The 11,884-nt window shown below is 31.6% G+C and carries 12 protein-coding genes; 5 read left to right on the forward strand and 7 right to left on the reverse strand.

Annotation, left to right across the window (positions count from 1 at the left end):
- Window positions 1–117 precede the first annotated feature (117 nt).
- Window positions 118–1,413 carry a tyrosine--tRNA ligase gene (gene tyrS, locus BWZ22_RS04950; protein ID WP_076698381.1) on the reverse strand — a complete coding sequence of 432 codons (1,296 nt, stop codon included), beginning with the start codon at window positions 1,411–1,413 and terminating at the stop codon, window positions 118–120.
- A gap of 120 nt (window positions 1,414–1,533) precedes the next feature.
- Here tyrS and BWZ22_RS04955 point away from each other — a divergent pair, with 120 nt between their 5' ends.
- Window positions 1,534–2,541, forward strand: coding sequence for an NAD-dependent epimerase/dehydratase family protein (locus BWZ22_RS04955; RefSeq protein ID WP_076698383.1), 1,008 nt, complete (start codon window positions 1,534–1,536; stop codon window positions 2,539–2,541).
- Here BWZ22_RS04955 and BWZ22_RS04960 read toward each other — a convergent pair.
- The 3 genes from BWZ22_RS04960 to BWZ22_RS04970 are packed head-to-tail and all read right to left on the reverse strand — an operon-like array spanning window position 2,519 to window position 5,096.
- A complete protein-coding gene (locus BWZ22_RS04960) occupies window positions 2,519–3,040 on the reverse strand; it encodes a DUF4296 domain-containing protein (RefSeq protein ID WP_076698384.1) in 522 nt (173 codons plus the stop codon). The two genes, BWZ22_RS04955 and BWZ22_RS04960, sit on opposite strands and share 23 nt — an antisense overlap.
- The gene (locus tag BWZ22_RS04965) at window positions 3,037–4,377 is read right to left on the reverse strand and encodes a dihydroorotase (protein ID WP_076698386.1); all 1,341 of its coding nucleotides are present in this window, start codon (window positions 4,375–4,377) and stop codon (window positions 3,037–3,039) included. Before BWZ22_RS04965 ends, BWZ22_RS04960 begins: the two co-directional genes overlap by 4 nt.
- Window positions 4,374–5,096, reverse strand: coding sequence for a polyprenol monophosphomannose synthase (locus tag BWZ22_RS04970; RefSeq protein ID WP_076698387.1), 723 nt, complete (start codon window positions 5,094–5,096; stop codon window positions 4,374–4,376). Before BWZ22_RS04970 ends, BWZ22_RS04965 begins: the two co-directional genes overlap by 4 nt.
- Window positions 5,097–5,211: 115 nt before the next feature.
- On the opposite strand from BWZ22_RS04970, the gene BWZ22_RS04975 reads away from it, so the two are divergent.
- Both BWZ22_RS04975 and BWZ22_RS04980 read left to right on the forward strand, forming a co-directional pair.
- The gene (locus tag BWZ22_RS04975) at window positions 5,212–5,856 is read left to right on the forward strand and encodes a DUF4271 domain-containing protein (RefSeq protein WP_076698389.1); all 645 of its coding nucleotides are present in this window, start codon (window positions 5,212–5,214) and stop codon (window positions 5,854–5,856) included.
- A 22-nt stretch (window positions 5,857–5,878) separates the two neighbouring features.
- Window positions 5,879–6,628: a uroporphyrinogen-III synthase gene (locus BWZ22_RS04980; protein WP_076698390.1), complete on the forward strand. Its 750-nt coding sequence runs from the start codon at window positions 5,879–5,881 to the stop codon at window positions 6,626–6,628.
- Between the two features lie 74 nt (window positions 6,629–6,702).
- On the opposite strand, the gene pckA is transcribed toward BWZ22_RS04980, so the two are convergent.
- Entirely contained in the window at window positions 6,703–8,319 is a 1,617-nt protein-coding gene (gene pckA / locus BWZ22_RS04985) for a phosphoenolpyruvate carboxykinase (ATP) (RefSeq protein ID WP_076698392.1), read from the reverse strand.
- A 57-nt stretch (window positions 8,320–8,376) separates the two neighbouring features.
- Complete coding sequence (locus BWZ22_RS04990; RefSeq protein WP_076698393.1) at window positions 8,377–8,778, reverse strand: DUF423 domain-containing protein; 402 nt, start codon at window positions 8,776–8,778, stop codon at window positions 8,377–8,379.
- A gap of 142 nt (window positions 8,779–8,920) precedes the next feature.
- Here BWZ22_RS04990 and BWZ22_RS04995 point away from each other — a divergent pair, with 142 nt between their 5' ends.
- The gene (locus BWZ22_RS04995) at window positions 8,921–9,391 is read left to right on the forward strand and encodes an Lrp/AsnC family transcriptional regulator (RefSeq protein ID WP_076698394.1); all 471 of its coding nucleotides are present in this window, start codon (window positions 8,921–8,923) and stop codon (window positions 9,389–9,391) included.
- A gap of 119 nt (window positions 9,392–9,510) precedes the next feature.
- Here BWZ22_RS04995 and BWZ22_RS05000 read toward each other — a convergent pair whose 3' ends face one another.
- Window positions 9,511–11,055, reverse strand: a complete 1,545-nt coding sequence (locus BWZ22_RS05000) for a glycine--tRNA ligase (RefSeq protein WP_076698395.1) — start codon at window positions 11,053–11,055, stop codon at window positions 9,511–9,513.
- Between the two features lie 99 nt (window positions 11,056–11,154).
- Here BWZ22_RS05000 and BWZ22_RS05005 point away from each other — a divergent pair, with 99 nt between their 5' ends.
- Window positions 11,155–11,835 (forward strand): ComF family protein, encoded by a 681-nt coding sequence (locus tag BWZ22_RS05005; RefSeq protein WP_076698396.1) that lies wholly within the window; start codon window positions 11,155–11,157, stop codon window positions 11,833–11,835.
- The last annotated feature ends 49 nt before the right edge of the window (window positions 11,836–11,884 follow it).

The raw sequence follows: 11,884 nt of genomic DNA on the forward strand, positions 1-11,884 counted from the left end.
ATACGTGCGTAAGGTTATTAACTTTTAACCGACTATTAAAGAGCTAAGAGAAAGAAAGATTAGTTTTTAATTGGTTGGTTAGTTATAAGGCTTGGTTTTCACCAAGCCTTATATTTTTTATACTACTCTTAAAATGAAGTAATTTTTTTTACCGCGTTGTAATAACACAAACTTATTGTTAATTAAGTCTGCCGCAGTAATGCTATAATCTTCTTTTACCTTTTCTTTATTTACAGAAATTGAGTTTTCTTTTAAAGCGCGTCTTGCTTCACCGTTAGATTTTAAAAAGCCACCTTTTTCAGCTAAAGCAGCAATCATGCCTAGTCCGTTTTCAATATCACTTTTTGAAATTTCGGTTTGTGGCACCCCATCAAATACATCTAAAAATGTTTGCTCGTTTAGTGCTTTTAAATCTTCACTAGTAGATTTTCCAAATAAAATATTACTAGCTTTTATGGCATTATCTAAATCTTCTTTAGAATGTACCATGGTAGTTATTTCTTCGGCTAAACGTTTTTGAAGCACTCTTAAATGTGGGGCTTCATTGTGTTCTTTAACCAATGCCTCAATAGCGTCTTTAGTTAAAAAGGTAAATATTTTAATGTATTTTTCGGCATCTTCATCACTGGTATTTAACCAATATTGGTAGAATTTGTATGGTGATGTTCTGTTAGCATCTAACCAAACGTTTCCGCCTTCGGTTTTACCAAATTTAGTACCATCGGCTTTTGTAATTAATGGGCATGTTAAGGCATATCCTTTTCCGCCACCAATACGTCTTATAAGTTCTGTACCCGTAGTTATATTTCCCCATTGGTCACTACCTCCCATTTGTAAGGTGCAGTTTTTCTCTTTATATAAATGAAGAAAATCATAGCCTTGTACTAATTGATAGGTGAATTCTGTAAAAGACATGCCCTCTTTGGCTTCAGAAGACAAACGCTTTTTAACAGAATCTTTAGCCATCATATAGTTTACGGTAATGTGTTTACCAACGTCTCTAATAAATTCTAAAAACGAAAACTCTTTCATCCAATCGTAATTATTTACTAAAACGGCGGCGTTAGCTTCGTTACTTTCAAAATCTAAAAAACGTGATAACTGACTTTTAATAGCTTCTTGGTTATGGCGCAGTGTTTTTTCATCTAACAAATTACGTTCGGCAGATTTCCCTGAAGGATCACCAATCATACCAGTAGCACCACCAACAAGGGCATAAGGTTTATGGCCCGCTAATTGAAAATGACGCAACATCATAACGCTTACCAAGTGCCCTATATGTAAAGAATCGGCCGTAGGATCTATACCAACATAGGCGCTTTGCATACCAGACATTAAATGTTCTTCGGTTCCTGGCATGGCATCATGCAACATACCTCTCCACGTTAATTCTTCAACAAAATTCATTTTCATCTTTTATATAATTTATTGTGCTGCAAATATAAAAATACCATACAATTAGTGAGTTATAATTAGCATTCTTTCTGAAGCATTTTAGCAAAAGCTATATAAAATATTCGTTATTTTAGCCCCATGATTTTAGTTACAGGTGGTACAGGCTTGGTTGGGGCGCATTTGCTTTACAAATTAGTAAATAACGGTGAAAAGGTTAGAGCTATTTACCGAAATGAAAAAAAACTTAAAAACGTTAAAAACGTTTTTTCTTGCTATACTAAAGCGTTTCAACCTGCTTTTGATAAAATTGAATGGGTAAAAGCCGATATTGTAGATATTCCTTCGCTTTCCATAGCTTTTAAAAATATTGAATACGTATATCATTGTGCTGCGTTTGTATCGTTTGAGCCCGATAAATACCAGCATTTAAGAAAAACTAATATTGAAGGTACTGCTAACATTGTAAATTTATGTTGTGCTTTTAATATTACAAAACTGTGTTATGTTAGCTCTATTGCTACACTTGGCTCTCCTATTAATAACGAGCCAATAACTGAAGATACCGTATGGAACCCCGAAGAAGACAATAGCGTTTATGGTATTACAAAATATGGTGCCGAAATGGAAGTATGGCGTGCTACCCAAGAAGGTTTAAACGCTGTTATTGTTAATCCTGGACTTATTTTAGGAGGCGGTATTTGGAAATATGGTAGTGGAAGCTTATTTAAAAAAGCAAAAAAAGGCTTAAATTATTACACGTCTGGAACTGTTGGATTAGTAGCTGTTGATGATGTTGTTACTATTATGATAAAACTCATGAAAAGCAACATTAAAAACGAACGTTTTATATTGGTTGCTGAAAACTGGACATACAAGCAATTTTTACAAGCTTTAACTACATCTGTAAATGCTAATCCACCAAAAAAACTAGCTAAGGCATTCTTATTAAAATTTGCATGGAAATTAGATTGGTTAAAAACCAAATTAACAGGAAAAAGACGTACGTTAACAAAACATATAGCTAAGTCTTTATCAACCAAAAAACATTACGATAACAGTAAGGTAAAAAATGCTTTAGACTTTAGTTTTAAGCCTATTGATAAATGTATTAAAGATGTTGGTGCTATTTTTCTGAAACAGGATTAATTAAAACACCTTCTTCTTCAGGAGTTTTTATAGGTGTTTTAACTAATAAAGAATCTTTATTTTTTACTGTTTTTAATGAATCTCTTTTTTTTGAAAGCGCTTCTAACTCTATAGCTTTTAGAGAGTCTTTAATCTTTTTTTCTTTTTGTTCTTGTTCTTGTAAAGCTTTGTACTTTGCTTTTAGTTTATCTAAACTATCTTTTACCAAAGTATATATTTCTTCGTAATCTTTTACTTTATAAGTATAATAGGCATTACTTTGGGCAAATTGAGCACTATCAACACCGTATTTATTGAATATATAACTATCTGGAAACACGCCGTTTTCTTCTAAAGTTCTTCTACTAATAGTATTAGCAGAGGTTATTAATTTGGCGTCAATTAATATATTAACCATCATGTCTTTAGAAATTAAATTCTTAGGTTTTTTAACGCCCCCAGTACAAGCTCCTATGAACAAAATCAATATAAAAACTAGCAAAAATGGTTTTAGTTTCATCTATTAAAAGTTAAGCGTTTAGCATAAGTATTTTTACTAAATTTAGCATTTTGGTATGCTATGTTACCGTTTATAAAGGTATGAGAAATTCTTGATTTAAATGTTGTTCCCTCAAACGGAGACCAGCCACATTTATACAAAATATTGTCTTTTTTTACTGTCCATGGGTTGCTTAAATCTACCAAAACTAAATCTGCATAATACCCTTCTTTAATATACCCACGTCTGTCAATTTCAAACAAAATAGCAGGATTATGACACATTTTTTCTACTATTTTTTCTAACGAAATCTTTTCTCTATGATACATTTCTAACATAGCAGGTAATGCATGTTGTACTAACGGACCACCAGAGGGTGCTTTAGTATAAACGTTCTTTTTCTCTTCTAAAGTATGTGGAGCATGGTCTGTTGCTAAAACATCTATCCTGTCATCAAGTAAAGCTTCCCACAGTTGTTCTCTATCTTGAGCTGTTTTAACTGCTGGATTCCATTTAATAAGGGTTCCTTTTTTATCATAATCTTCATCAGAAAACCACAGGTGATGTGTGCACACCTCTGCTGTTATTTTTTTATCTTTTAAAGGAATACTATTATCAAATAATTCGGTTTCTTTTCCGGTTGACAAATGGAAAACGTGTAATCTTGCTCCTGTTTGTTTAGCTAACTCAATAGCTTTAGAAGAAGATAAATAACAAGCTTCTTCACTTCTAATTTTTGGATGTTGCCTTAATGGGATATCATCACCGTATTTTTCAATATGCTCTTGAAGATTTTTTTTAATTGTACCTTCATCTTCACAATGAACCGAAATTCTCAAGTTAGTACTTTCAAAAATTTTCTTTAAAACTTCTGGGTCATCAACTAGCATATTTCCTGTTGAAGAGCCTAAAAACAATTTTAACCCAGCAACTTTACTAGCATCTAACTTTAAAATTTCATCTAAATTATCATTGGTTCCGCCAAACATAAATGAATAATTAGCTGAAGATGTTTTGGCTGCTATTTCAAATTTTTCTTCTAATTTTTCAATAGTTGTAGTTTGCGGATTAGTATTGGGCATCTCTATAAAAGAAGTAATTCCACCTGCAATTGCTGCTTTAGATTCTGTTTCTATATTGCCTTTATGGGTAAGCCCAGGTTCTCTAAAATGCACTTGATCATCAATAACGCCTGGTAGTAAATATTTACCTTCTGCATCTAAAACCAATACATCGGCCGATTTAGGAGTGAGTGATTTGTCTATCTTTTTTATATACTCGCCTTCAATTAATATATCTCCATTAAAAATAACACCTTCGTTTACTATGTTGGCATTTTTTATAAGTGTTTTTTTCATTTTTTAAAAAGACTTTTTAGTTTCATTGATATTACTCCAAAAATAGCTTCAGAAATAATTCCTGAACTTAATTTAGATTCTCCTTTGGTTCTATCTGTAAAAATTACCGGAACTTCGGTTATTTTAAACTGCTTTAAATAGGCTTTAAATTTCATTTCTATTTGAAATGCGTAACCTATAAATTTAATGGCATCTAAATTTATTGTTTCTAAAACTTTTCGTTTATAACATACAAAACCAGCTGTGGTATCGTTTATTTTCATACCCGTTATAAAGCGTACATATTTTGAGGCGCAATAAGACATAAGCACTCTGCCCATGGGCCAATTAACCACATTTACCCCTGTAATGTAACGCGAACCTATTGATAAATCTGCACCATCAATGGCACAAGCATCATATAAGCGTTGTAAATCATTAGGATTATGTGAAAAATCGGCATCCATTTCAAAAATATACTGGTATTTTTTTTCTAAACACCATTTAAACCCATGAATATATGCTGTACCTAAACCGCTTTTTTCTTTGCGTTCTTCTAAAAATAATCGATTTTTATAGTTAGTTTGTAACTCTTTTACTTTTAAAGCTGTTAAATCTGGTGAGTTATCATCAACAATAAGAATATGAATTTCTTTAGATTGAGAAAATACTGCTTTTATAATAGCCTCTATATTATCAATCTCATTATAAGTAGGAATAATAACAATGGCTCCTGTCATACCTTATTTGTTGAACTTTTATATTTGGCAAATGTAAGGTAATATGAGTTTATTTTTTTTAAATATTCCTTAATTATTTAAAGACCTTATTAATAATTTGTGATAATTTTATGGCATGCTAAGAGAAATTGTATCAAATGAATTATATACCATTTTATTGGTTATAGGTCTTGCTATTGTGGCTATTGCAAAATTAGTAAACCCCAGACGTTTTAATGATTTGGTGTATATTTTAGGTAATTACAAATACTTGAAAATTTATTCTAAAGACCAAAAATTCTTAGATAAGTTTGATGCGCTGCTATTTGGAAACCTAGTTATTACAAGCTCTGTTTTTGTATATATTCTATTTCAATATTTCACTGAAACCAAAGAAACTTCGGTTAATTTACTATTTAAAATTGCTATTGGTATTGCTTCATTTTTTTTAATAAAAGTACTTATAGAAAGGCTTATAGGGAGTCTTTTTGAAATAGATAAATTAATTGATGAATACATTTTTCAGAAAACTAGTTATAAAAATTATTTAGGTATCTTATTACTACCAATTAACGCCCTTTTATTATATGGTTTTAATTTAACTTTACCTATAATTTACGTAATGTTTACCATTTTATTAATTGTAAATATTATTGGACTTATTACGTCATACAAAACACATCAATATTTAATAAAACACCAATTTTTCTATTTTATTTTGTATCTTTGCGCTCTTGAAATTACACCCTATGTAATATTATATAAGGTGTTTTTGACCTAGAATAACGACCAAATTTGCGCTTATGAAAGTGAAAACAATTTTAGTATCTCAACCAGAACCTAAAATAGAGAACTCACCTTACTTCGATTTACAAGAAAAACAAAAAGTAAAAATAGATTTTAGACCTTTTATTCATGTAGAAGGTGTATCTGCTAAAGACGTAAGACAACAAAAAGTTGATTTATCAAAGTACACAGCTATTATTTTAACTAGTAGAAATGCTGTAGATCACTTTTTTAGAGTTGCCAAAGAAATGCGCTTTACTGTTCCAGATTCAATGAAGTACTTCTGCCAATCAGAAGCTGTGGCATACTATTTACAAAAGTATGTAGTGTATAGAAAACGTAAAATTTATGTAGGTAAACGTACTTTTTCTGAATTATCTCCTTTAATTAAGAAATATAAAGACGAGAAATTCTTATTACCTAATACTGATAAAGTTAAACAAGAAGTTCCCGACACTTTAAATGCTTTAGGTGTAGATTGGAAACAAGCCACTTTTTACAAAACCGTAGTAAGTGATTTATCAGATTTAGCCGATGTGTATTATGATATATTAGTATTTTTTAGTCCTTCTGGAATTGAATCATTGTTTCAAAATTTCCCAGACTTTAAACAAAATGATACGCGTATAGCTGTTTTTGGAAACACTACAATAAAAGCCGTAAAAGAAAAAGGACTACGTGTAGATATTGCTGCACCTACACCCGAAACACCTTCAATGACCATGGCTTTAGAAAAATATATTGAAAAAGTTAATAAAGGTAAATAATTAACTTTTACACAATTAAAAAAGGCTGGTTTTAAAATAAAAAACCAGCCTTTTTTCTTTTTATACAATAACACTTAAAACGCATATCGTTGCGGACCGCCTCGTCTTATTTCCTCGCTACAATGTGCCTCAAACTTTTTAAAATTTTCTCTAAACGCATTGGTTAATTTAAAAGCTGTTGTATAATAAGCTTCATCATCATTCCATGTAGCTCTAGGACTCAATACGCTAGTAGGAACACCAGGGCATGTTCTTGGTTGTGCCACTCCAAAAACAGAATGAATATGATAATCCTCATAATTATACAAGCCTAAATCACCGTTTAAAACAGCATTAATCATGGCTCTGGTATATTTTAACTCCATACGCTTTCCTACGCCATAAGGACCACCTGTCCACCCTGTATTAACCAACCAAACGTTCACGTTAGCTTCAATCATTTTTTTGCTTAACATTTCGGCATATTTGGCTGGATGCAAAGGCATAAAAGGTGCTCCAAAACAAGCCGAAAAAGATGGTACTGGTTCTACCACTCCGGCCTCAGTTCCAGCTACTTTAGCTGTATAACCAGAAATAAAATGATATGCTGCTTGACTTGGTGTTAATTTAGAAATTGGTGGAATTACCCCAAAAGCATCTGCCGTTAAAAAGAAAATATTCTTAGGATTTTGCCCTATAGATGGCACTTTTATATTTTCAATATGATGAATTGGATAACTTACTCTGGTATTTTGAGTAATACTAGTATCAGCAAAATCTACAACACCATTTTCATCTAAAATTACATTTTCAAGAATGGCACCTTTTTTAATGGCATTATAAATCTCTGGTTCTTGTTCTTTTGAAAGATTAATAACCTTTGCATAACAGCCGCCTTCAAAATTAAATACCGTATTCTCATTAGTCCACCCATGTTCATCATCACCAATTAAACTTCTTTTTGGGTCTGTAGACAGGGTTGTTTTTCCTGTTCCTGAAAGTCCAAAGAAAATAGCTGTATCACCTTTTTCACCAACATTAGCACTACAATGCATTGGTAGGGTATTTTTAAATACAGGAAGAATGAAATTTAACGCCGAAAAAATGCCCTTTTTAATTTCGCCTGTATAGCCTGTACCTCCAATAAGAGCAATTTTTTTTGAGAAATCTAAAATTGCAAAATTATGTTGGCGCGTTCCATCTTCTTCAGGGTTTGCCATAAATCCTGGTGCATTTACAACCGTCCATTCTGGATTAAAATTACTTAATTCATCAGGTGTTGGCCTTAAAAACATGTTATATGCAAACTGGTTACTCCACGGAAGTTCATTAATTACCCTAATGCTCAACTTATAGTTTTCATCTGCACAGGCATAACAATCTCTTACAAAAACTTCTTTTCCAGATAAGTAATTAACCACTTTACTGTATAGCTTATCAAATTTATCTGCATCGAAAGGAATATTAATATCTCCCCACCAAACTAAGTCTTTGGTAATATCATCTTTTACTATAAATCTATCTTTTGGAGAGCGTCCTGTAAACTCTCCTGTATTAACAGCTAATGCTCCAGACGAAGCTTCAACTCCTAAACCTTTTTCAATAGTAATCTCATGAAGTTTTTCTGGTGATAATTGGTAATTTAATTTTGCATTTTTAATACCGTAGCGTTCTAACGAAATCGTTTTCGTAATTTGATTGTAGTTATCCATAAATTGCTCAAAATTTATTTAAAAGCCAAAAATAATATATTTATTTTGATATATTATTTATTTTATATCAGTTTTTGGAGTTAATTTTAAGAATTTAACAATTAAAATACCCCAAGCAAGAATAAAAAATAAGCCACCAACAGGTGTTATAAACCCAATGGTTTTAAAATTAAAAGATGTTAAACTATTTGTAGCTAATCCATAAATAGAACCCGAAAAAAATAAAACACCCACTACTACTAAATAGTAAAGTATTTTCATGGTTTTTTCAGAGAACAAAGCGCTATTACCAACAAATAAAAGTAGAATAGCATGATACATTTGATATCTTACTCCGGTTTCAAAAGTTTTTTGAGCTTCTGGTGAAATTAATTCTTTTAAACCATGAGCTCCAAAGGCTCCTAAAACAATTGCTATAAGTCCTAAAGCTGCTGCAGTTACTAATACGGTTTTCTTCATAAGGGTATTTATATTAATTATTTACAAAGCTAATTAACTAATTACAACTATTTTCATATACCAGCACAATCATTTTTATATTTTTAGTTTTAATTTGAAATCAAATTATTACATTTGCCTTCTAGACAGAAACCACCACAAAATGAAGAATAAAGAAAAAACCCTTACCATAGATGGTATAGACAAAAAGATATTACGCGCGTTAATGGTAGATGCTAGAACTCCCATTTTAGAAATAGCCCGTAATGTGGGTATTTCTGGAGCTGCTATTCATCAACGTTTACGTAAACTTGAAAAATCTGGATTAATTACAGGTTCTAAATTTGTTATAAACCCAAGAGTTTTAGGATATACTACTGTTGCTTTTATTGGTGTTTATTTAGATAAAGCCATACACAATCCGGAGGCAATAAAACAACTTAAAAAAGTTCCCGAAGTTTTAGAATGCCATTATACTACTGGAAACTGGAATGTATTAATTAAGATTATTTGTAAAAATAATGCGCATTTAATGCATTTATTGAATGATGAAATTCAGACTATTTCTGGAGTTTCTAGAACAGAAACTTTTATTTCTTTAGACCAGCAGATTGATAGACAAATGAAGATTTAACAATATTTGTATTATATATAAAAACAAAAAACCGAGCCATTTTGCTCGGTTTTTTGTTTTATGGATGCTGAATTAACACTTCATCAAGTAAAATGCAACAGTTCAACATAACTTTAAGACTATCTCATTTTCATTAACCAAGAACGTACATCTACTTCTTTTTTAATGATTTCTCTTAAATCTTCTATTTTAACACGTTCTTGCTCCATTGAATCTCTATGACGTATGGTTACTGTGTTATCTTCTAAAGTATCATGATCAACAGTAATACAGAATGGTGTACCATTAGCATCTTGCCTGCGATAACGACGGCCAACAGCATCTTTTTCATCATAAATAACGTTAAAATCCCATTTTAATTCATCAACAATTTTACGCGCAATTTCTGGCAAACCATCTTTTTTAACTAATGGTAAAACAGCCGCTTTAACTGGCGCTAAAACACTTGGTAATTTTAAAACGGTTCTGGTTGTGCCATTTTCTAACTCTTCTTCTTGTAAAGAGTTTGAAAATACAGCTAAGAACATTCTATCTAAACCTATTGATGTTTCTAAAACATAGGGCACATAACTTTTATTTTCCTCAGGATCAAAATACTGAAGTTTTTTACCTGAATATTTCTCATGCTGACTTAAATCAAAATCTGTTCTAGAGTGAATACCTTCTAATTCTTTGAATCCAAATGGGAATTTAAATTCAATATCGGCAGCAGCATCGGCGTAATGCGCTAATTTTTCGTGGTCATGAAAACGGTACAAATCTTCACCCATTCCTAAACTTAAATGCCATTTTAGTCGGGTTTCTTTCCAGTGCTCATACCATTCTTTTTGAGTTCCTGGTTTAATAAAGAACTGCATTTCCATTTGTTCAAACTCACGCATTCTAAAAATAAATTGTCTTGCAACAATTTCATTTCTAAAGGCTTTACCAGTTTGAGCAATACCAAAAGGAATTTTTAAACGGCTTGTTTTTTGCACGTTTAAAAAGTTTACAAAAATACCCTGTGCTGTTTCTGGGCGCAAATATAAATCCATGGCGTTATCAGCAGAAGCACCTAGTTTTGTTCCAAACATGAGGTTGAATTGCTTAACGTCTGTCCAGTTTTTAGAACCCGTTAACGGATCTGCAATTTCCAATTCTTCAATTAGCGCTTTAACATCGGCTAAATCTTCATTTTCTAGAGACTTTGCCATTCTAGACAATGTTTTATCTATCTTTTCTTGATAACCTAAAACACGCCCATTTGTAGAGAGAAACTCTTCTTTATTAAAGGCATCTCCAAAACGTTTAGCTGCTTTTTTAACTTCTTTTTCAATTTTAGCTTCAATTTTAGCACAATAGTCTTCAATTAAAACATCGGCTCTATAACGCTTTTTAGAATCTTTATTATCAATTAAAGGGTCGTTAAAAGCATCAACGTGTCCTGATGCTTTCCAAGTGGTAGGATGCATAAAAATAGCTGCATCTATACCTACTATATTTTCATTCATCTGCACCATGGCTTTCCACCAATAGTCGCGTATGTTTTTCTTTAATTCTGCACCGTTTTGCGCATAGTCATACACAGCGCTTAAACCGTCATATATTTCGCTACTTTGAAACACATAACCGTATTCTTTTGCATGCGAAATAACCTTCTTAAATTTATCGTCTTGATTTGCCATAGGTGCAAAAATATAAAACCCCTTGAAACTAATAACTATAAGCATTAAAAATTAAACTAAATTTGATATATTTCAATTTAAGTTTACCGCTATTTACAAATGCTTAAACCATTATTAAATCTATTTTTTCCAAAAGTGTGTTACGCATGCCATAATTTACTTGGTGATAACGAAAACACTATTTGTATAGATTGCCGACATAATTTACCTGTTACTAATTTTCATTTTGAAGACAATGACGCTATAAAAAAAGTATTGTATGGACGTGCCCAAATTGAAAACGGAACAGCGCTTTTTAGGTTTGAAAAAAAAGAATCTGTGCAAAGGCTTATTCACGGATTAAAATACAAAGGTTACCAAAACATTGGTACAACGCTTGGTGGTTGGTTAGGTGGCGAATTAAAGGAAGTTAAAGCATATCAAAATATTGATATTGTAATTCCTGTACCACTACACAAAAAGAAATTACGTAAAAGAGGCTACAATCAGGTAGCTAAATTTGGACAAGAAATTGCATTAGCTTTAAATGCAAAATATATAGACAATGTTTTAGTTAAAATTACAAACACAAAATCTCAAACTAAAAAAGGACGCTTTGCTCGATGGACAAACAGCAATGAACTTTTTGCTTTAAAAAATATGAACCTTATTGAAAATAAACACATCTTACTTGTAGATGACATTATAACCACCGGAGCTACTATAGAAGCCTGTACTACGGTATTAAAACAGGCAAAAAACGTTAAAATTAGTATTGCTACTATGGCAATAGTACCTTAAGTAGCGCGTTATATCTCTAAAATTATGTAGGTTTGTGCAAAATTTAAAA

Source organism: Seonamhaeicola sp. S2-3, from assembly GCF_001971785.1.
Taxonomy (GTDB): Bacteria; Bacteroidota; Bacteroidia; order Flavobacteriales; family Flavobacteriaceae; genus Seonamhaeicola.